Genomic DNA, 19,780 nt, shown 5'->3' on the forward strand with positions numbered 1-19,780 from the left:
GCCCTACCGCTCCGGCTCAGCGCTGGTAGATCCTGGCCAGCACGGCGTCGAAGACCCGGTCGGGCAGGAGCCGGCGAGCGCCCATGATCGTCCGCGCGCCCCTGCCGACCGGGTACCGGCTGCGCGTGCGCCGAGCGGCCGCCACCCGGGCGATGCGGCGGCCCACAACGTCCGGCCGCGTTCCCGTGCGTTCCGTGTACGCCCCGGCAATCGCCCGCGCCACGCTCTCTGCCTGCGGTGCGTAGGCCGTGCCTTCGGAACTCAGCTGCAGGCTCTCCACCGCGATGGCGTCCCACTCGGTCAGGATCGGCCCGGGCTCGACGATCACCACGTCGATGCCGAAGGGCTTCAGCTCCACTCGGAGGCAGTCCGACAAACCCTCGACCGCGAATTTCGCCGCGTGGTACCAGCCGCCGAGGGGTTCGTAGAACACACCGCCGATCGAGGAGACGTTGATGATCCGCCCGCTGCCCTGGGCCCGCATGGCCGGGGCCGCCAGTTGGATGAGCCGGCCCAGCCCGAACAGGTTCACGTCGAACTGCTGCCGGGCGTCCTCCAGCGGCACGTTCTCGATGGCGCCGTAGGAGGCGTACCCGGCGTTGTTGACCAGAACGTCCAGCCGTCCCTGCTCCGACAGGATGTGCTCCACCCCGCGCACCATCGACGCGTCGTCGGCCAGGTCCATCTCGAGGACGCGCACCCCGTGCTCTTCCAGCGGGCGCATCCTCTCCACGCGGCGCGCGGCCGCGTAGACGGTGAAGCCGCCGCGTGCCAGTTCCCGGCAGGTGTGTTCCCCGATCCCGGAGGACGCTCCGGTTACCAGGGCGACTTTGTCCGTCATCATCGGGCTCCCCTCACTTTTCCAAAGCCATGACGACGGCGGTGCGCGCCTCGTCCGGCAACGTCCGGCCGGCGCCGTCGGGAGCGAAGAGCCGCCGGCAACCGTCGAGTTCCACCGTCAGCGGAGCACCGGCGCCCTGCCCCTCGGCGAGCGGCCAGAGCACCGCAAACTCCGTTGCGTCGTCGGCGCATTCGCCAGCATCCCTATCCTGTGCGGCCGCGTTCAGGAGGGCGTCCTTTGCCGTGCCCTCCAGGCTCCCGCCCTTGGAAAAAATCCCCGACACGATCTGGATGACGCCAAAATTCAGGTCCGGCTGCGCGTCGGCGGGCAGTTCATCCTCTGCGGCCGGCACCGGCGCCGTCCGGTACTGGCAGATCCTCAAGGCGTCGACCTCGCCGGCGCGTGGCAAAAGGCCGGGGGAACCCGGCACGCCCTCGCCGCTGCCGCGCGGCTGCTCCGCTCCCGGCTGCTCGAACGGCGCCAGCTCAGTCACTCCCGGCATCGCCTTGAAGCCCCACTCGGCGGGGCAACCGGCATCCAGTGCCGCCCTCGGCTGGATCAGTTCCAGCCGGTGCCGGGTGGACTCGATCACGGTCATGCCCGCCAGGACCTCGCGGACCCCGGGTTTCGTCTTGCCGCAGGAATCCGTCGGCCAGGCGGCCCGCATGGCCTTGCCGGCCGCATCCACCAACCACAGATCGGGGACCATTTCCATGTCGGCGGTGCAGACCAGGTTCGCCCTGGGTCCGTCGCTGGGCTGCGCCAGCGCAGTGAGCAGCGCGTCAATGTTTCCGGTGAGCCGCTCTTCCGTGACCGCCGACCACAGGCCGTCCTCGTCCTCGACGGTTGCCATCGCCAGGGCATCACAGCGGATGACGTCGACCGGCGCGAAGGCTTCGGGCACGCCGCCGACCGCCGGCGGCGGAGGTACGGACGGATTCCTTGGTTCGACCATGTGCTGTGCTGTTGTGCAATCGACGGCGTCAACCAACTCGGCCTCGGGCCGTGCTGGTTCCCCCGGATCTCCCGGCAGCTGCCCGCAGGCCGCCAGGGTGCCCGCCGTCAGCACTGCCGCCATCACCGGCCCAAGCCTCCGGCCCCGGCTTCCCTGCCGCCGCTTCCGCTTCACCGCGCCCGTCCCCCGATCACCGTCGATGCCGTCAGTGTAGCGAGGCGCTTCGGAAAAGCATCGCCGGCGCGGCCGCCGGGCAGAGGGGTGAACCTGCGCCGGAGCGTTCAGGAAAGACGGCGGAACTCGCCCGCCCGGAGCTGGACATAGATCGGCAGGGTCATCTGGATGTGTGAAACGCCGACCGGCTCGTCCAGCAGTTCATTGATGGTGGTTTGCCCTTCCAACTCGGTCACTTCGCCATCCATGACTCGAGCCTACGTCGACCGGACGCTCCCCGGACCAAGACACGCGCCACCTGCTGCTTGGTGCCGCTCCTGCCGGGCATCCATGACGCTCGGGAGGGTTCACGTATCGTCCTCGGGCTATGGCGACAGTTGCTGTCGGTGATTAGAGTCGTCGACATGGAGAAGGTTCCGTGGGCAGCACCGTCCGGTTCCTGATCCTGCCGCTGATGCTGTTGGCGCTGCTTGCTGTGCCTGGATCCGTCGCCCCGCGATCGTATCCAAGCGCTATTGCGGGACTCGGAGATTCAATTACCCAGGCCGCAAACGCCTGCTGCCGGCCCGGCAACTACCCGGCCAAGTCCTGGTCAACCGGCGACGGGCGGTCCGACGACATCCGCAGCCACTACGAGCGGCTGGCGGCGCTGCACCCCCAGATCAACAACAACAACTTCAACGACTCGGCAAGCGGCGCCAAGGCGGCAGATCTTCCTGGACAGGCGTCCATGGCCGTGGCCCAGAAGGCGGACTACATCACCCTGCTCATCGGGGCCAACGACCTGTGTGCCTCGTCGGCATCAGCGATGACGTCCACCGCCGATTTCGCCAGGCACGTCGCGGCTGCCCTCGAGGCGCTGCACCGCGGGCTGCCGCAGGCCCGCATTTACGTCAGCAGCATTCCCGACCTTCATCGCCTGTGGTCCGTTCTGCGCACCGATCAGGAGGCCAGTCGCGTCTGGGCGGCCGCCGGAACCTGCCCGTCCATGCTCGGCGCAGCGGTCACCGAGGACCAGCGGCAGGAAGTGGTTGCCCGCGAGCGGGCCTTCAATGAGATCCTCGCGGAGACGTGTGCACGGTACGGGAACTGTCACTGGGACCGGGGCGCCGTGTACGCCTACAAGTTCTCCGCCGACGAGATCAGCACCCTGGACTACTTCCACCCCGGCCCCGCCGGCCAGGCCGCCCTGGCCGAGCTGACATGGCAGGCCTTCCAGGGACACCGCTGAACCTGCATGTCAGCCACCGGGCACCCCAGCACGGCCCCGTACCAGATGCCCAAGAGACATCTACCCAAAAGCGCGGCTGGGTTAGCAACTCTGCTGCTTTTCGTGCGGGGACGCCGCTACTCGTAAGATTTTGAAGTTCTTGTCAGCAACATCCGCCCTGCTTGATGACTCATTTTCTGCGCGTGTTAGCTTGATCACCGTCCTTTCCGGCGGGCCCGCCCGGAAAGCTGAACCACCGCTGCTACCTTCCGGAGGCACAATGGGACTCAGCTCCCCCACGCATACAGACGACAGTGATGTCGCGCCCACACCCGCTGCAGAAACACGACGCGGATCCTTGCCAGGGACAGGGGCGGGCCGCACCTCCGGCGAGGCCGGCAACGAACTCAAGCGCGGGCTGAGCAGCCGGCACCTGCAGATGATCGCCATCGGCGGTGCGATCGGCACGGGGCTGTTCGTGGCCTCGGGCGGCACGATTTCCCAGGCGGGTCCCGGCGGAGCCTTGGCCGCCTATGCGTTGGTCGGACTGATGGTGTTCCTGCTGATGCAGTCGCTGGGGGAAATGTCGGCCAAGATTCCGGTGGCCGGTTCCTTCCAGACCTTTGCGACCCGCTTTGTCTCGCCGTCCTTCGGGTTCGCGATCGGCTGGAACTACTGGTTCAACTGGGCCATCACGGTGGCCGCCGAGCTGGTCGCCGCCGGAATCATCATGGACTTCTGGTTCCCGGGAGTCCCGGGCTGGGTGTGGGCCGGGATCTTCCTGCTCGTCTTGACCGGGCTCAACGCTCTCTCCGCCAAGTCCTTCGGGGAGTCGGAGTTCTGGCTCTCGCTGATCAAGGTCGCCGCGGTGGTGCTCTTCCTGATCGCCGGTGTGCTGATGATCGTCGGCATCCTTGGGGACAACTCCCCGGGCCTGAGCAACTGGGAGAACCGCGATGATGTGTTCCACGGCGGTTGGGTCTCGATCATCTCGGTCTTCATGATTGCCGGGTTCTCCTTCCAGGGCACCGAACTGGTGGGCGTGGCCGCGGGCGAAGCCAAGAACCCGCGCCGCGAAGTGCCGAAGGCCATCCGCACCGTCTTCTGGCGCATCATGCTCTTCTACATTGGCGCCATCTTCATCATCGGCTGCCTGATCCCGTTCACCGATCCGAGTCTGCTGGCCTCCGGCGAGGCCGATGTCGCAGTATCCCCGTTCACGCTCGTCTTCTCGCGCGCCGGGATTGCCTTCGCGGCGGCTCTGATGAACGCGGTGATCCTGACCGCCATCCTCTCAGCGGGCAACTCCGGACTGTATGCCTCCACACGCATGCTTTACGCCATGGCTCATGACGGCAAGGCCCCGAAAATCTTCCGACGTACTAATGCGCGCGGCGTGCCGATTCCGGCGCTCCTGGCCACCGCGGCCGTGGGACTTTTCGGGTTCCTCTCCGCGATCGTCGGTCAGGGCGCGGCCTACTCCTGGCTGCTGAACATGTCCGGCCTGTGCGGCTTCATCGTCTGGGCGGGAATCGCCATCTCCCACTACCGCTTCAGGCGCGGCTTCCTGGCCCAGGGCAACAAGGTCAGCGACCTGCCGTACAAGGCCTCCCTGTTCCCCATCGGCCCGCTGCTGGCCTTCGCCATGCTGGTCCTGGTCATCGCCGGACAGAACTACGAGGCCGTGCTAGCCGGGCGGGGCATGGAAGTGCTTTCCTCCTACATCGGGCTGCCGGTCTTCATCGCCCTGTGGCTGGCCCACCGCCTCATCACCAAGTCCACGATGGTGCCGCTGCTCGAGATGGACCTCCGGGCGCCCGAGGACCTCGAGGACGAACCCGCCGGCGCCACCCGGTGACCCTGCTGCCCCAGGGCTACCCAGGCGCAGCGGGGCGCCGGCGGTACCCAGGCGCTGTGGGGCCCCGGCCGTAGCCGCTCGCCACGTGATGCCCGGCAGCGGCCGGGCATCACCCGCTCGGCGCCGGGGCGGGTTCGTCGGCGGGAGTGGGTGCGGGGGCAGGCTCCTGGGCGGGCGCGGGTTCGGGCTGGGGCGTGCCGGTGGGTATCGGTGTCGGGGACGTCGTTGCCGTTCCGGGGTCGGGTTCTCCGGCGGGCGCCTCTGCCGGGGCCGGCGGCTGGTCGCCGCCGGTGTCCGCCGGAGGTGTTGCCTCCGGAGACGAGCCCGTGTCGGCGGTCTCGTCTGTTTCGGACGCCGCGTCGTTGCCTGCGCCGGCGCTGCCGTCACCGACGGCGGCGTCCTGTTCGATGATGCCGAGGATGCGCATCTTGTAGTCGTTCAGCCGGACCTGGATTTCGTCCAGGGGGACGTCTTCGAGCGACCGGCCGTAGGCGGCGATCTCTTCCCACAGGGTTGCCAGTTTCTCCATGCCGGCGTCGCTGAGCGGGCCGTCGAGGGTGAGGACCAACTGGCTGGCGAGCGCGTAGGTAAGGCACTCGACGCAGTTGTAGTTGGCCGCCGCGGAAAGGTTTTGGGGGACCACGACGTCGGCCTGGCCGAGGATCAGGACAACCTGGAAGCCGACGGCTACTGCCGTGCAGCCCCGGCAGGACGCGAAGGCGTAGGCCTCGTTCGTGGCGTCTACCGGCCCGTCTTCGGCCCACACCAGGGCGAAGGCGACGTCGTAGACCACGGAGCCGTCCTCAACGTTGACGGCAAGGGCCTGGTTTCCGTCCTCCTCGGGGGCCAGCGGCCGGTCGAACGGGAAGACCCAGGCCGGGGGTGTGCCGGCGCCCGCGTCAGTACCGGTGGCGCCGGAACCGCCGTCGTGCAGTAAATCCTCGCCGGTGGCCGCCGTAGCGGTCTCCTGCTGCCCGGCCTGCAGGTCGCGGGGAACGAGGACCATCGCCAGTTGCGGATCCTCCGCCGTCGGCAGATCAGTACCGGAGGGCCACGCCGCCACCGTTTGCCCTGAGCGGCCTTCGGCCAGCCCCGCCGGTGATATCGGAGCGACGGAAGCCGCCGCATCGAACAGGGTTCCGCGTTCGTAGGGCTGCACCGGGCGATAGGCGCCGTCGTCGGGCCACCAGGCCCAGGCCAAGCCGGCGAGAACGGCCGCGGCGGCGGCCATGGCGGTCACCCGCCGGAGCGGCCGGCCACGGGTTTTCGCCCAGACCGCCGTGCCAAGCTGGCGGGCCATCCGCAGCAGGATGTAGGCAATCCCGAGAATGGGAAGCGCGACGGCGGTGATCGCCAGGACGCGCACGGCCATGCCGGCGACGTCGCCGTCCGAACCGGCGGCGGCCAGCAGCCTTTGTTGGTCCAAGATGCTGGCCCAGGCCGTCCCCAGGATCCGGGGAAGCGAGACCACCATCATGAAGAGGCAGAACAGGAGCAGCGGAACCGTGACCAGGACCCAGGCGGTCACGACGGCCCTGGCCCAGGGCTTGAGCAGCTTGGGTTCGGGATCGGACCACCGCCAGGGCAGCAGCCCCAGCAGGGTGGGCTTGATCCGTTGGAACAGGTCGGGAACCCCGGTGGCGTCGGCGAGGATGTGGTAGCCGTCGAAGCGGACCAGGGGCAGCAGTTGGCGCACCATCTGCAGTATCTGGGTCACCACCACCAGCAGCAGCGCATCGAAGCCGGTGAGCCACCAGGCGCCTATCGTGCCCACGACGACGATGGCGTTGAAGTACAGGCCGCCCAGATCCGTGCGGAGCCGGCCGCCGCGTCCCAGCCGGTAGGAGTCTGTGACATCGGTGTAGAAGGCGGGCCAGATCAGGTACAGGCCCACGCCCATGGCTCCCGGGGTTGCACCGCCGCGACGCGCGCCGGCGGCATGGCCGAACTCGTGGAAGCCGGCCGAAAGGATGGTGATGGCGAACACCAGGAGCAGCAGCCCGGGGTTGGCGAAGGCTTGGTGCGTTGCCGAGCCGAGGCCCTTGACCATGAGCACCCACCAGCACGCCGCCAGGAAGGCCAAGGTCACGGGCAGGGCGATCAGCGGATGGAACAGGACGGCGAACGGAGCGGTCAGCTTCCGGGTCAGCGCGGGATCCGTGACCGTGTAGCGGAACCGCATGCCCAGCAGCGGGCTGGCCTTTTTGACTTCGGGCTGAGAGCCGTCCGCGAGCCGCAGCAGGCCCAGCGGCAGCAACTGCTTTTCCATCAGGGTCTGCACGTTTCCAGCAGTGATCAGCCTGCCGGACGTCTCGCCGGCGTGTTCGGCAATTTGGTCGAGGCTTCGGGAGCCGTCGACGCCTTCCAGGACCGCATAGAGGAGCGGGGTCAGCTGGAGCGTCTGGCCGTCCGCGCGCCGGACCAGCGCGGGCGGCTCCCGGTAGCCGGATCCCTGCGCCAGTCCGAGGAGCTGCACGCCCTCGGCCAGCGCCGGGACGTCAACCGAAGGGGCAGCCGACCGGCCGCCGGGCAGCGGGTCGCTCGTGGCCGGCGGCCGGCTCGGACTGATGCTCATTCAGGGACTATTGTTCGAGATCGGACTGCTGGCCGGCGCTGGCCTCGGCGCTGCCGTCGATCTGCTGGTTGATGATGGCGTCCTGCTGCGCCACCGCGACGGCATTGCTGTCGATCGAGCCGATATTGGCGGCAACCGCGGCGTCGATCGGCGCGGCAACGTTGGCGTTGGCTGCCACCGCGCCGTTGATCGGGGCGGCAATATCGGCGTCCGCGGCCAGATTGACGTTGACGTTGAGCAGGTTCCCGTCGAGGGTCGACCCGAGGCCTTCCGTGACGGATCCGGTGTCGGGCAGGGTCCCGTCGGGGAGGGTGCCGTCGGGAAGCGTGCCGTCGGGCAGCAGCGCAGGGGCAGTTGCCTCCTGCCCGGTGGTGCCCTCCTGGGCAGCGCCGGAATCACCGACGGCGGTGCCCGTCCCGGCAGAGGAACCGGCCGTTGTCCCGGCGTCCTCCACGGTGTCATTGCCCTGGTCGATGGTGCTGTCCTGGGTGGACTCGGCGGTCGCGTCGGCGGTGATGCCCTGGTTGATGATGACTCCCTGGTCGGACAGGGCCTGCGCCGTGGAGCCGGCCGAGAGGAGGTTGGCCGAGGCGGCGGCATCGATGGGGGCCGCCACGTTGGCGTTCGCCGCGACGGCCAAGTCTATCGGCGCGGCCGCATCGATGGCCAGGTCGAGATCGGCATTCAAATCCAGGATGGACGCGACTTCCTTGTCCGGCAGCGCGGTCCCGGACTCGGATTCGAGTTCCTCCGGCGATAGCGGCGTGCGTCCCATGTCGTTGCTCATCAAAATCTCCGTCTCCGGCGCAAGGCGCCATTCGTTCCAACCCGTTGTCGAAACCTGTCGATTCTTGTCAACGGCGCGGCGGTACCGGCGCCTTGGTCATCAGCCTTCCTCTCGACGACATCAACGCAAAGCATACTGATGAATCCATTTATTGTGTAGGCGCCCGGCGTTGGCTCGGACGCGCGGCTGCCCATGGGACCTAGGATTGGCAGCCAGCGGGCGGAGAGTGGCGGCCGACGGGATCGCGGATTTGGCAACCGACGGAACCTCGGAGATAGGCGGTCGGCGCGGCCCTGGAGCGGCGACTCGACCTGACGTTCGGTGACGGCAATTTGGATCGCGTCGGCACTGTGTGTAGCGTGTGAGACGAATCACCCACAACTGAATGCCTTTCGAACCGTGGCGGGAGAGTCCTCTCCGCACACCATCCGGGCAGGCGCCGTAGGAGCAAATCCTCCCCAGGAATCTCTCAGGCCCATGTACCGCCGCGGCTAGGCAACTCTGGAAAGCAGCCAGGCAGCAGCCTGGCTCACCGACGGTGCAAGCGGAACACAATCCGCGGAATCTCTCAGGTCAAATACAGAGCGGGGAGGAACCCAATCCCAGCCGAGCCTTCGGGCCGGCCCAGTCTTGGAGTTCCTCATGATTTCCTACCTGCAGCGTCGCGTCTTCCACAGACACCGCTCAAACACTCGGTTGCCGGCCTTGGCCCGCACCTTAATCCCGCTGGGGTCCTGCACATCGATTCGGTGCTCTACATCGGCGAGGGCGGGCTCATGACCCACGGGTCCATCTTGGCCTGTGCGCGATCCGCACGTGCTTCCGCCCCACGAAGCTTTACGGCAAACACAAAAATGGGCGCCCTGCAGCGACCGGGCGCCCTCCCCTCATCTCAAAAAACGGCTTAAGAAAGGCATCACAGTGAGCAAAGTCAACGCCGAACTACGATACTCCGCGGAGCACGAGTGGGTGGCCGCCGACGGTTCCGGCCCGTCCAAAATCGGCGTTTCTGCCGTGGCAACCGAGGCGCTGGGCGACATCGTGTACGTAGATCTCCCCGAGGTCGGTACCGTCGTGACGGCCGGCGAGATCTGCGGTGAAATCGAGTCCACCAAGTCCGTTTCGGACCTCTACTCCCCGGTGACCGGCGAGGTCATCGAAGTCAACGGCGACGCCGTGGCCGATCCCGCCGTAATCAACGATGACCCCTACGGCGCCGGCTGGCTGTTCACCGTCCAGGTGTCGGAGGAAGGCCCCCTGCTCTCCGCGGAGGAGTACGCCTCCGCCAACGGTGGTGAAGTAGCGTGAGCGCGGCCATGGCGGCGGTCGCCAGCACCAGCCTGAACGTGGACCTGGGTGTCCTCGATCCGGAAATTGCCGCCCAGATCGACAACGAGTTGCGCCGCCAGCAGTCCGGGCTGGAGATGATCGCCTCCGAGAACCACACCCCCGTCGCCGTCATGCAGGCCCAGGGCTCGGTGCTGACCAACAAGTACGCCGAGGGTTACCCGGGGCGCCGGTACTACGGCGGCTGCGAGCACGTTGACGTGATCGAGCAGCTGGCTATCGACCGGGTCAAGGAGCTGTTCGGCGTCGGCTTCGCCAACGTCCAGCCGCACTCCGGCGCGCAGGCCAACGCCTCGGTGATGCACGCCCTGATCAAGCCCGGCGACACCATCCTGGGCCTGAACCTGGCCCACGGCGGACACCTGACCCACGGCATGAAGATCAACTTCTCCGGCAGGCTATACAACGTGGCCGCCTATGGCGTCTCCGAGGAGGACCACCGGGTCGACATGGCGGAGGTGGAGCGGTTGGCGCACGAGCACCAGCCGCAGCTGATCATCGCCGGCTGGTCCGCCTACCCGCGCGAGCTCGACTTCGCGGAATTCCGCCGGATCGCCGACGCCGTCGGGGCGTACCTGATGGTGGACATGGCGCACATCGCCGGCCTGGTGGCCGCCGGCCTGCACGCCAGCCCGGTGCCGCACGCCCACGTGGTCACGTCCACCACGCACAAGACGCTGGCAGGCCCGCGCGGCGGCATCATCCTGACCAACGAGGCGGACATCGCCAAAAAGATCAATTCCGCGGTGTTCCCCGGCCAGCAGGGCGGGCCGCTCGAACATGTCATCGCGGGCAAGGCCGTGGCCTTCAAGGTCGCCGCCTCCGAGGAATTCACCGACCGCCAGCAGCGCACGCTGGCGGGCGCACGGATCCTGGCCGAGCGGCTGTCGCAGCAGGACGTCGCGGAGAAGGGCATCACGGTGCTGACCGGCGGCACCGACGTGCATCTGGTCCTGGTTGACCTGCGCAATTCGAAGTTGGACGGCCAGCAGGGCGAGGACCTGCTGGCGGCCATCGACATCACGGTGAACCGCAACGCGGTGCCGTTCGACCCGCGGCCGCCCATGGTCACCTCCGGCCTGCGCATCGGCACGCCGGCGCTGGCCACCCGCGGCTTCGGCGACGAGGGGTTCCGCGAGGTCGCCGACATCATCGCCGAGGCCCTCATCGCGGGGCCGGCCGCGGACCTGTCCGGCCTGAAGGCCCGGGTGGAAGCTCTGGCCCAGGCGCATCCGCTCTACCCGGATCTGGCACCGGTCTCCACGCCCACCGAAGGGCGCTGAGGAGCCATCATGGCCGTCGGCGTCTTCGACCTCTTTACCGTGGGCATCGGTCCGTCCAGTTCGCACACCGTCGGTCCGATGCGGGCGGCCGCCGTCTTCGCCGGGGAACTGGTGTCAACCGGCGTGCTGGACCGGGTCGCCGGGCTGCGGGTGGACCTGTACGGGTCCCTCGCGGCCACCGGCCGCGGCCACGGAACGTTCACGGCGGTGATGCTCGGGCTGGAAGGTTTCCAGCCCGAGCAGATCCTGCCCGACGACGTCGAAACCCGGCTGGCCGAGATGGCCTCGACCGGCGAGCTGCAGTTATGCGCGCGGGTCGAGGGCTCGGCCGGACGGGTCCTGGACTACCGGGTCGAGGACATGGTGCAGCATCCGCTCACCGTGCTGCCCCGGCACACCAACGGGATGAAATTCCAGGTGACCGACGACGCCGGCGCCGTCCTTCACGAGGCGACGTTCTTTTCCGTGGGCGGCGGCTTCGTAGTCCGCGAGGGGGAGGAACGAGCGGCAGCCCAAGAAGCGGATGCCGCCCAGGAGGAGCTCCCCTATCCCTTCCGGACGGCGGCGGAACTGCTGGAACACTGCCGCAACACCGGCCTGGGCATCAGCGACATCATGATGCTCAACGAGAAGGCCTCGCGCTCGGAGGCGGAGATCCGTGCCGGCCTGATCCACATCTGGCACGTGATGGAGGACTGCAAGGACTCTGCCATCAAACGCGAAGGTGTCCTGCCCGGCGGGCTGAACGTCCGGCGCCGGGCCCCGGCCTGGCATGAGCGGCTGCGCAAGGAGGACAAGGACCGGGACCACAAGTACTGGCAGGAATGGGTCAACCTCGTGGCGCTGGCGGTGAACGAGGAGAACGCCTCGGGCGGCCGCGTCGTCACCGCACCGACCAACGGGGCGGCCGGCATCATCCCCGCGGTCATGTTCTACGCCACGCACTACGCGCCGGGCATGGACAAGGCGACGCAGGCGGACAAGGAAGACGTCATCGTGAAGTTCCTGCTGGCGGCCGCCGCCGTCGGGGTCCTCTACAAGGAGCAGGCCTCCATCTCCGGCGCCGAGGTCGGCTGCCAGGGCGAGGTGGGCTCCGCGTCCTCCATGGCCGCAGCGGGACTGGCGGAGGTGATGGGCGGCAGTCCCGCGCAGGTGGAAAACGCCGCCGAGATCGCCATGGAGCATAACCTGGGACTGACCTGCGACCCGATCGGCGGCCTGGTGCAGATCCCCTGCATCGAGCGCAACGCCATCGGCGCCGCCAAAGCCGTGAACGCGGCCAAGATGGCACTCTGGGGCGACGGCACGCACCGCGTCTCGCTGGACGAAGTCATCATCACGATGCGCGAAACCGGCAAGGACATGAGCTCCAAGTACAAGGAAACCGCGATGGGAGGCCTGGCCGTCAACGTCGTCGAATGCTAGGCGCGCCCGGTCAAGCGAAGACCCGCGGCCGGCGGTATTGCCCCGTATTCACTGTCCCTTTTCGGTGTGGCCCTTGATGTCGATCAGGTGCTCCTCCATGGCATCGAAGGCCCCGTCGCCGTCGCGTGCCAAAACTGCCTCAAAAATGCGGCCGTGCCACATGACAGAGCTCCGGACGCGTTCCAGCGTCAGGAATTCGTCGGCACGCGAGGGGGCCATCAGGTCGTTGGACATCGCCAACAATTCGGTCAGCAGCGGGTTCAGGGACAGCCGGGCCAGTTCCGCATGGAAATCCAGATCGAGTTTTCTTAATTCCGCGTTCGAGGGCTGGGAGCGGGCCGCCTCTTTGGTGGCCGCATCGAGGATCGACCGCAATTTGGATACCTGGCCACGCGCCCTGATGGCCGCCCGCTTGGCGATCCCCGGTTCGATGACAAGGCGGAGATCCATGACGTGATTCATCGGGTCACCGGCACCGGCGCTGCCGCCCAGCGACGAGGAGCCGAAGGCCAAAAGCGGTTCGTCGGCTACGTAGGTGCCGCTGCCAGGGCGGCGATACAGCAGGCCGACCGCCTCGAGCTCGCGCAGGGCTTCCCGCACCGTATTCCTGGACAAGCGGTAATTCTCGGCGATTTCCCGTTCGCTCGGAAGTTTAGCTCCGGGGCTCAGGGTACCGTCCTCAATCCGGGTCCGAATTGCCTCGGCGAGAACGTCTACGCGATCGCTGAATACCAATAAGGGCTCCTGCCTCAGGCTGCGCATATTCGTCCTCTCTATGGGTACCGGTTAGCGGGTTTCCCCCTGACCGCACAAGTTCCGGCAATTAAAAGTGTATTTCGCGGCCCCACACCCTTGTGGTTTAGTGACTCACCTCACTATGCTACCCAAAGTGGTCCAACCACCCTACCGGTTCTGTGAACTAGCAGAGGAAGCCCCAGCAATGAATCAAGCAGCAATCTCAACGCCGCACCACCTGGCCACGGAGGCCGGGTGGGCCGTTCTTCAGTCAGGCGGAAGCGCGGTCGACGCCGCCATCGCCGCGGCCGCCGTCCTGTCCGTCGTCTACCCGCACAACTGTTCCATCGGCGGCGATCTGGTGGCGCTGGTGAAGGAACCCGATGCAGAGCCTGAGTGCGTGCTTGCCGTAGGCCGAGCCCCCGGAGCCGGCCGCCTGGCGGACATGAGGGATCGGTTTGGCGAGAAGATGCCGGCCCGCGGACCGGCGACCCTCACGGTTCCCGGAGCCCCCGCCGGCTGGCAGCACCTGCATGAGCGGTACGGACGGCTGGCGCCCTCGACCCTGCTCGAAAGGGCGGCGGAACTCGCCGGCGGCTATCAGCTGTCCCGGTCGGTGACGATGGCAGCGGTCAAAGCAGCAGCTGCCGGCGGAATAAGTGCCGACCTGGTCTCCGCGTTGTTTGGTTCCTCGTTTGAGCCGGGCAAGCGCGTGTCGAACCTGGCGCTGGCGGAAACGCTGCGCCGCATGGGTTCGGCAGGGTTTCAGGAGTTCTACCGGGGCACGACGGGCGAGTCACTGCTCTCGTTCATGCAGGGCCACCGCGCCGAATTCAGTGCCGACGACTTCGCATCGGTCGTCCCGGTCACCGCCGCGCCGCTGTCACACCGCGGCGAAAGCCACACCGTGTACACCAGCCCGCCACCCACCCAGGGCTTCGCACTGATCCGGCTGCTGGAGAACCTGTCCGCGGCCACGGGCCACGCGGTGACCTCGGCGGATGTCGTCGAGGCCATGCAGGTCAATGCCCGGATCTGCAACCACCTCCGGGACAACATCCTCAGCGAAGACTCCGAACCGTACTTCTACCGCGATTACGGCCTGGAGGACCTGCCGTCATCCGGAACTCCCGCACTCGCCGCGGCACGGGCCGATGGAGACACGGTCGGAATTTCGTGCGTGGACAGCACGGGGTTGAGCGTGTCCTGGATCCAGAGCCTGTACTCGGCCTTCGGCTCGTACCTGATGGATCCGGCCACCGGCGTCATCCTGCAGTGCCGGGGCTCTATGTTCTCGCTGAACGACTCGCAGCCGAACGCCTTCCGGGGCGGAGCCATGCCGCCGCACACGCTGATGCCGGTCATGGTGACCGACGAGCACGAACGCATCCGCTATATCCAGTCGACCATGGGCGGCAAAGCCCAGCCGCAGATCCACGCCCAGGTCCTGCTGAGGCAGTGGGCGGGCGAATCGCCGGCGTCTGCGCTGCTGGGCCCGCGCTGGATGATCGTGCAGGACGACCAGGGTGCCGATGTGGCCGTCATTGAGCAGTCCGTGGATGCCGGGACGCGGGAGCACTTGGCGGATAGTCTCGGCCGGACCCGCATGGAGCCGGACTTCACCGACGGGCTGGGGCACATGCAGCTGGTCACGGTGGATTCCGCCGGCGCTCCGGTGGCGGCCAGCGATCCCCGATCGGACGGATCCGGACGCTACGGACCGCTCGGATGACGCTGACGGAAAGGCGCCCGGCAAAGAGTGTCAGGCGCGGCTGGCTGCTTCCCGATCCGCTCCTCTTGACGGTGCTCTCGTTCGGCACGGGCTTCCTGGATGCCCTGACCTACCTCGGACTGGACCGTATTTTCGGTGCCAACATGACCGGAAACCTGATTCTGGTGGGGATCGGACTGAGCGGGGACTGGGCCGATTTGATCCACCCGCTGGTCGCCCTCCTCGCGTTCTGCGTCGGATGCATGGTGGCGGGCTTGTGCAACAGGCTGCTGGAGGCAAAGAAGCGGGGATCCCCGGCCCCACGGATGCTGTTCCTCACCACCGGGGTGCTCCTGGCCGTGAGCACCGCCCTCGCTTTCATGAATGGGGGCGGATCTTTGGGACTGGTCATCACCGCCCTCATCGGGGTGGCCATGGGTTGCCAGAGCCTCGCCGCGAGACTTCTGGCGGTCCCCGAGATCAACACCGTGGTCGTCACCTCCACCCTCTCGCAATTCTTCGCCGAGGCCGGAGCGGGCCGAACCTGGCGCAAACGGCGCGTTTCGGCACGCCAGCTGGCAGCCGTTGGAAGCATGCTGGGCGGCGCCATCGTCGGTGCGGCCGTCGTACCCTTTGCCGGCCTCACGGCCCTCGCCGTTCCCACCGCCCTGGTTCTCCTGATGGCTCTTTTCTGCCGGCGGCTGGAACCCCAGGCGTCCTGACACCTGCCCGCTGCGAGCCCGATCGAGAAAGGGGAAAGAACCAGAGGCTGCCCTGACGGAACAAGCCTCACGTCGATTGCACCAATTCTTCCAAGAACAGGAAATCCAAATGTCTGAGTACAACGCGCCAACCGGAGCGGTGAACCACGCCGACCGGATTGACGACGACGGCGGCAAGCCCGCCAAATGGAAAATTGTCGGCCCCGGGCTCGTCGTAGCGGCCACCGGCGTGGGGGCAGGGGACATGGTCGCCACCCTGGTGGCCGGCACCCAATTCGGTTACCAGCTCTTCTGGGCCGTCATCGTCGGTGTCGTCATGAAAATCGTCCTGGTCGAAGGCGCCGGACGCTACACCCTGGCCACCGGCAAGACCATCTTTGAAGGCTGGCTGACGCTCGGCCGCTGGACCACCTGGTACTTCGGCCCTTACATCATCATCTGGGGCTTCGTCTACGGCGCCACCGCCACCTCCGCGGCAGCGCTGCCGTTGGCCGCCATGTTCCCGGTGCTCCCGCTGTGGGCGTGGGCCATCCTGAACAGCCTGGCCGGCTTCGTCATGATCTGGTTCGGCAAATATGCCACCTTCGAGAAAATCACCGCAGTGCTGGTCGGCATCATGTTCGTCACCGTCGTGGGCCTGGCCATCATTGCCGTTCCCAACATCCCCGAAATGCTCAAGGGGCTGATCCCCTCGATCCCGGCCGAAGGCGGCCTCCTGTCCACCCTGGCCCTCGCCGGCGGCGTCGGCGGCACCATCACGCTGGCAGCCTACGGCTACTGGCTGCGTGAAAAGGGCTGGTACACCCCCAAGTGGATGCGTGTCATGCGCATCGATAACTCCATGGCCTACGTCATGACCGGCATCTTCGTCATTGCCATGCTGATCGTCGGCGCGGAGGTCGTCCGCTCGGCCGGAGTCTCCATCAGCGGGAGCGATGAGGGCTTGCTGGATCTGGGCAACGTCCTCAACGATCGCTACGGCGAGGTCGTCGGCACCACCTTCCTGATCGGCTTCTGGGCGGCGTCGTTCTCCTCCATCATCGGCGTCTGGAACGGTGTGTCCCTGATGTTTGCCGACTTCTGGGGCCACATGCGCAAGAAGCCCTCCGGCCATCCGGACACCCGCATTGGGGGCAAGTACTTCAAGTTCTATGTGCTCTGGCTGACCTTCCCGCCCATGCTGCTGTTCATCATGGGCAAGCCGATCGCGCTGATCCTGGCCTACGGCGTCCTCGGCTCGCTGTTCATGCCGTTCCTTGCCCTGACCCTGCTCGGCCTGCTCAACGGCAAGCGGATCCCGAAGGCGTGGGCCAACCGACTGCACACCAACATCGCGCTGGGAATCTGTGCCCTGCTGTTCGGCGTCCTCGGTATCCAGCAGCTGGTCAAGTCGATCGCCCCGTTCTTCGGCGGCTGACACCCAGGGTGAGCCGGGTCAACGGCCGCCCAGCCCCGCCGGCACGCCCGGCAGGATAGCCGGGCTTGGCCGCAACAGCAGGCCCGAGGCAAAGACGCCTCGGTATTCATGGGAAGTAGTTACATCCGGAAGGCCCGCAACGTCGCGGGCCTTCCGTCTGCCCCTGGTGCGGAATACGTGCGGCATCCGGCCACGGTCTCAATCGCTCAGAGGGCTGCCTGGCCGCCGCCGCTGATGCGGTCAGGCCAGCCAGCGCCGCCAACGTGACTGCTCCGGTTCCGGCGTTGGTTCCGGCTCCGGCTCCTCGCCCAAGGCCAGCGCGGCCTCGACGATGTCGTCCTCGGTGAGCGTCATGACGGCCTCACGATCGAGCGCATCGAAACTTTGTTCCCCGTCCAGCGACAGCCGCAGCGCCTGACGGTTGAGCGCCTGCTCGAACAACGTGCGGGCGAACCGTGCGTTGCCGGAGTCCTCGCCCGCGTGGAGCCCGGTGAAGATGCGGCGCAGCATCTGGTCCGCGCCCGGCTCCAGCGTGTACTCGTGTTGGGCCAGCATCCGGTGGAAGATCGTCAGGAGTTCGTCGATGGAGTAGTCGGGGAACGTGATCTCGCGGGCGAATCGGGAGCGCAGTCCGGGGTTCGAGAGCAGGAAGGACTCCATCAGCTGCGGGTACCCGGCCACGATCACGACCAGGCGGTGGCGGTGGTCCTCCATCCGCTTAAGCAGGACCTCGATCGCCTCTGGTCCGAAGTCCGCCCGCCCGTCGTCCGTGGCCAGCGCGTAGGCCTCATCAATGAACAGGACGCCGTCCAGCGCACGCCGGATCACCCGGTCCGTCTTGATGGCGGTCGCGCCGACGTACTGCCCCACCAGGCCCGAACGGTCGACCTCGACCAGGTGGCCTTTCTGCAGTAGACCGACCGCGCGGTACATCTCGGCCAGGAGCCGCGCCACGGTGGTCTTGCCCGTGCCCGGGTTTCCGAGGAACACCAGATGCTGTGATGTGGCCACCTCCGGCAGGCCGTGCGCCTTTCGACGGGCCTGGACCTGGAGCAGTGCGACGAGGGCCCTCACCTGTTCCTTCACGGTCCCCAGCCCCACCAGCGTGTCGAGCTCGGCCTGCACCTCGGACAGCGGCCGGGCCGGCCCGGGCCTCGCACCGATGCGATCCCCGACCAGATCGTCGACGCGCTCCGAACCGTGCAGCTTGAGCTGATCGGCCAGATGGCCGATGGTTTCGCGCAGGTCGTCGAGCGGATTGCGGCTGGCAGCCATGCACCCACTGTAGTACCCGGTTCCCGACCGGGGAGCGGTTGGCCTCACGAGTATCCCCCTTTGGCCATAGTTCACGCGACACCGGGTCTCCGTTTGATATGCGGGCACTGGCCGGAGAACAATGAGCAGTGCCATACAAGTGGCCGCAATGGAGGAGCATGGTTATCTAAGTCGCATTCCTTCCCTGCTCAGGGCCGAACCCTGCGCGCCTCGGCCTGACAGTCTCGCAAGCCGGCCGCACACCGCGACAAAGATGAGCGGGAACTTATGAACGCCATGTCCACCAAGGTTCATGTATGTCCCGTTAGCGGATGCTTCATCGAGACACTGCCGGGACATACTCACGGTTATCGGCGGATTACTTTTCGGTCCATGTCCGGGATGCGTACAGGGTAACTCCGCACTTGCAGCGGTAGGTGCGGAGCCGGGCGGGCCGGTCCTGCCCGGGCTCCCCGTCCGGCACGGAGGGCAGGATCACGAGAAGCTGGGCGTACCGGTCGCCTGCCAACAGACCCGAAAACAACCGGCAACGGACCTGAGGACCGGCTTTGAAACCTTCACCCGGTCAGGGAGAGTCGTCGAGCCGGGTTACTCGTAGTCGTAGAATCCTTTCCCCGTGGCAAGTCCCAACCGGCCCTTGTCGATGAAGTCGCGTTTGAGGATATTCGCGAATTCCCGGAGTTCCGGGTCCTCACTATGGGTGTTGAGGTTGTATGGGGTTTCCATGCCGATGATGTCGTGGATTTCGAAGGGGCCGAAGGGTGCGCCCGTGGCCCTGCGCCAGGTCGCGTCGATGACCGCTACGTCGGCGACGTCCCGTACGTAGAGCTTCGCGGCCGAGGTCAGGAACGGAACCAGTAGCGAATTCAGGATGTATCCAGGCTGTTCCTTCTTCAGCTTAATGGGGACCATGCCGATCTCCTCGGCGAATTCAGCAACGTCGTTCAGGTACTGCGCGGCAGTGCCCGCATGTCCCATGATTTCGCCGGTGTTCAGGCGCCAGACCTCGTTGGCAAAGTGCAGTGCCAGGAATTTTTCCGGACGGCCCGTGGCATCTGCGATGTCACTGGGCAGGAGCGTTGAAGAGTTCGTAGCGAACACCGTGTTCGTGGGTGCCACTGCTCCGGCCTTCGCCCAGACATCGCGCTTAATCTGCAGAACCTCGGGGACCGCTTCAATGACGATCTCGGCGTCCTTCAGGGCATCGGTCAGGTCGCTGGAGGTGCGGATGCGTCCGACGGCGGCATCGAGCTTTTCGGCGGTGGCTTCGGGCAGATCGCGCAGGTAGAGCGGCTTGAGGTATTCCCAGCGGACAGCCAGTTTTGCAAGTATCTCGTCGCTGAGATCGTAGGCGACGACATCTTTGCCCCGATAGGCGGCCTGAAAGGCGATCTGCGATCCGAGGACACCTGTGCCGAGCACGGTGAGGTTTTGCATGGTTTCTCCTTGTCGTGGGTGGCTGTGC

The 19,780-nt window shown here is 66.8% G+C and carries 16 protein-coding genes and 1 riboswitch; of the genes, 8 read left to right on the top strand and 8 right to left on the bottom strand.

Annotated elements, in window-relative coordinates:
* Window positions 1–16: 16 nt before the first annotated feature.
* From AC5RUP_RS01920 to AC5RUP_RS01930, 3 genes are all read right to left on the bottom strand, one after another.
* On the bottom strand, window positions 17–841 hold the full coding sequence (locus AC5RUP_RS01920; protein WP_494154552.1) for an oxidoreductase: 825 nt from the start codon (window positions 839–841) through the stop codon (window positions 17–19).
* Window positions 842–854: 13 nt separating this feature from the next.
* The gene (locus AC5RUP_RS01925; protein WP_494154550.1) at window positions 855–1,922 is read right to left on the bottom strand and encodes a hypothetical protein; all 1,068 of its coding nucleotides are present in this window, start codon (window positions 1,920–1,922) and stop codon (window positions 855–857) included.
* 155 nt (window positions 1,923–2,077) lie between these two features.
* Entirely contained in the window at window positions 2,078–2,218 is a 141-nt protein-coding gene (locus tag AC5RUP_RS01930; protein WP_493979801.1) for a hypothetical protein, read from the bottom strand.
* 170 nt (window positions 2,219–2,388) lie between these two features.
* Here AC5RUP_RS01930 and AC5RUP_RS01935 point away from each other — a divergent pair, with 170 nt between their 5' ends.
* Window positions 2,389–3,201 carry an SGNH/GDSL hydrolase family protein gene (locus AC5RUP_RS01935; protein ID WP_494013542.1) on the top strand — a complete coding sequence of 271 codons (813 nt, stop codon included), beginning with the start codon at window positions 2,389–2,391 and terminating at the stop codon, window positions 3,199–3,201.
* A gap of 259 nt (window positions 3,202–3,460) precedes the next feature.
* A complete protein-coding gene (locus tag AC5RUP_RS01940) occupies window positions 3,461–5,038 on the top strand; it encodes an amino acid permease (RefSeq protein WP_494154551.1) in 1,578 nt (525 codons plus the stop codon).
* A gap of 109 nt (window positions 5,039–5,147) precedes the next feature.
* On the opposite strand, the gene AC5RUP_RS01945 is transcribed toward AC5RUP_RS01940, so the two are convergent.
* Entirely contained in the window at window positions 5,148–7,613 is a 2,466-nt protein-coding gene (locus tag AC5RUP_RS01945; protein ID WP_494158231.1) for a hypothetical protein, read from the bottom strand.
* A gap of 7 nt (window positions 7,614–7,620) precedes the next feature.
* Window positions 7,621–8,400, bottom strand: coding sequence for a peptidoglycan-binding protein (locus tag AC5RUP_RS01950; RefSeq protein WP_494153115.1), 780 nt, complete (start codon window positions 8,398–8,400; stop codon window positions 7,621–7,623).
* Window positions 8,401–8,793: 393 nt separating this feature from the next.
* Window positions 8,794–8,895, top strand: a riboswitch (glycine riboswitch).
* A gap of 426 nt (window positions 8,896–9,321) precedes the next feature.
* Between AC5RUP_RS01950 and gcvH the strand changes: the two genes are divergently transcribed.
* The 3 genes from gcvH to AC5RUP_RS01965 are packed head-to-tail and all read left to right on the top strand — an operon-like array spanning window position 9,322 to window position 12,455.
* Window positions 9,322–9,708 carry a glycine cleavage system protein GcvH gene (gene gcvH, locus AC5RUP_RS01955; RefSeq protein WP_494153114.1) on the top strand — a complete coding sequence of 129 codons (387 nt, stop codon included), beginning with the start codon at window positions 9,322–9,324 and terminating at the stop codon, window positions 9,706–9,708.
* An 8-nt stretch (window positions 9,709–9,716) separates the two neighbouring features.
* Complete coding sequence (gene glyA / locus AC5RUP_RS01960; RefSeq protein ID WP_494153119.1) at window positions 9,717–11,030, top strand: serine hydroxymethyltransferase; 1,314 nt, start codon at window positions 9,717–9,719, stop codon at window positions 11,028–11,030.
* Between the two features lie 9 nt (window positions 11,031–11,039).
* Window positions 11,040–12,455, top strand: coding sequence for an L-serine ammonia-lyase (locus AC5RUP_RS01965; protein ID WP_494153113.1), 1,416 nt, complete (start codon window positions 11,040–11,042; stop codon window positions 12,453–12,455).
* A gap of 48 nt (window positions 12,456–12,503) precedes the next feature.
* Here the strand turns inward: AC5RUP_RS01965 and AC5RUP_RS01970 are convergent, their stop codons facing one another.
* Window positions 12,504–13,217 (bottom strand): FadR/GntR family transcriptional regulator, encoded by a 714-nt coding sequence (locus tag AC5RUP_RS01970; protein ID WP_494065288.1) that lies wholly within the window; start codon window positions 13,215–13,217, stop codon window positions 12,504–12,506.
* Window positions 13,218–13,395: 178 nt separating this feature from the next.
* On the opposite strand from AC5RUP_RS01970, the gene AC5RUP_RS01975 reads away from it, so the two are divergent.
* From AC5RUP_RS01975 to AC5RUP_RS01985, 3 genes are all read left to right on the top strand, one after another.
* On the top strand, window positions 13,396–14,922 hold the full coding sequence (locus AC5RUP_RS01975; protein WP_494153112.1) for a gamma-glutamyltransferase: 1,527 nt from the start codon (window positions 13,396–13,398) through the stop codon (window positions 14,920–14,922).
* Window positions 14,919–15,623, top strand: a complete 705-nt coding sequence (locus tag AC5RUP_RS01980; RefSeq protein WP_494153111.1) for a YoaK family protein — start codon at window positions 14,919–14,921, stop codon at window positions 15,621–15,623. Before AC5RUP_RS01975 ends, AC5RUP_RS01980 begins: the two co-directional genes overlap by 4 nt.
* Before the next feature lie 109 nt (window positions 15,624–15,732).
* On the top strand, window positions 15,733–17,040 hold the full coding sequence (locus AC5RUP_RS01985; RefSeq protein ID WP_494065291.1) for an Nramp family divalent metal transporter: 1,308 nt from the start codon (window positions 15,733–15,735) through the stop codon (window positions 17,038–17,040).
* 240 nt (window positions 17,041–17,280) lie between these two features.
* On the opposite strand, the gene AC5RUP_RS01990 is transcribed toward AC5RUP_RS01985, so the two are convergent.
* Both AC5RUP_RS01990 and AC5RUP_RS01995 read right to left on the bottom strand, forming a co-directional pair.
* Window positions 17,281–18,315 carry an AAA family ATPase gene (locus tag AC5RUP_RS01990; RefSeq protein WP_494153110.1) on the bottom strand — a complete coding sequence of 345 codons (1,035 nt, stop codon included), beginning with the start codon at window positions 18,313–18,315 and terminating at the stop codon, window positions 17,281–17,283.
* Window positions 18,316–18,903: 588 nt separating this feature from the next.
* Window positions 18,904–19,752, bottom strand: coding sequence for a 3-hydroxyacyl-CoA dehydrogenase (locus AC5RUP_RS01995; protein WP_494153109.1), 849 nt, complete (start codon window positions 19,750–19,752; stop codon window positions 18,904–18,906).
* Window positions 19,753–19,780: the final 28 nt, after the last annotated feature.

The sequence above is a fragment of the Arthrobacter sp. Y3223151 genome (genome assembly GCF_059091125.1).

Bases quoted from the DNA above. Each gene is read 5' to 3' on its own strand.
- AC5RUP_RS01920 (WP_494154552.1), bottom strand. From the start codon at position 841: ATGACGGACAAAGTCGCCCTGGTAACCGGAGCGTCCTCCGGGATCGGG.
- AC5RUP_RS01930 (WP_493979801.1), bottom strand. From the start codon at position 2,218: ATGGATGGCGAAGTGACCGAGTTGGAAGGGCAAACCACCATCAATGAA.
- AC5RUP_RS01940 (WP_494154551.1), top strand. From the start codon at position 3,461: ATGGGACTCAGCTCCCCCACGCATACAGACGACAGTGATGTCGCGCCC.
- AC5RUP_RS01945 (WP_494158231.1), bottom strand. From the start codon at position 7,613: ATGAGCATCAGTCCGAGCCGGCCGCCGGCCACGAGCGACCCGCTGCCC.
- AC5RUP_RS01950 (WP_494153115.1), bottom strand. From the start codon at position 8,400: ATGAGCAACGACATGGGACGCACGCCGCTATCGCCGGAGGAACTCGAA.
- glyA (WP_494153119.1), top strand. From the start codon at position 9,717: ATGGCGGCGGTCGCCAGCACCAGCCTGAACGTGGACCTGGGTGTCCTC.
- AC5RUP_RS01965 (WP_494153113.1), top strand. From the start codon at position 11,040: ATGGCCGTCGGCGTCTTCGACCTCTTTACCGTGGGCATCGGTCCGTCC.
- AC5RUP_RS01970 (WP_494065288.1), bottom strand. From the start codon at position 13,217: ATGCGCAGCCTGAGGCAGGAGCCCTTATTGGTATTCAGCGATCGCGTA.
- AC5RUP_RS01975 (WP_494153112.1), top strand. From the start codon at position 13,396: ATGAATCAAGCAGCAATCTCAACGCCGCACCACCTGGCCACGGAGGCC.
- AC5RUP_RS01980 (WP_494153111.1), top strand. From the start codon at position 14,919: ATGACGCTGACGGAAAGGCGCCCGGCAAAGAGTGTCAGGCGCGGCTGG.
- AC5RUP_RS01985 (WP_494065291.1), top strand. From the start codon at position 15,733: ATGTCTGAGTACAACGCGCCAACCGGAGCGGTGAACCACGCCGACCGG.
- AC5RUP_RS01990 (WP_494153110.1), bottom strand. From the start codon at position 18,315: ATGGCTGCCAGCCGCAATCCGCTCGACGACCTGCGCGAAACCATCGGC.
- AC5RUP_RS01995 (WP_494153109.1), bottom strand. From the start codon at position 19,752: ATGCAAAACCTCACCGTGCTCGGCACAGGTGTCCTCGGATCGCAGATC.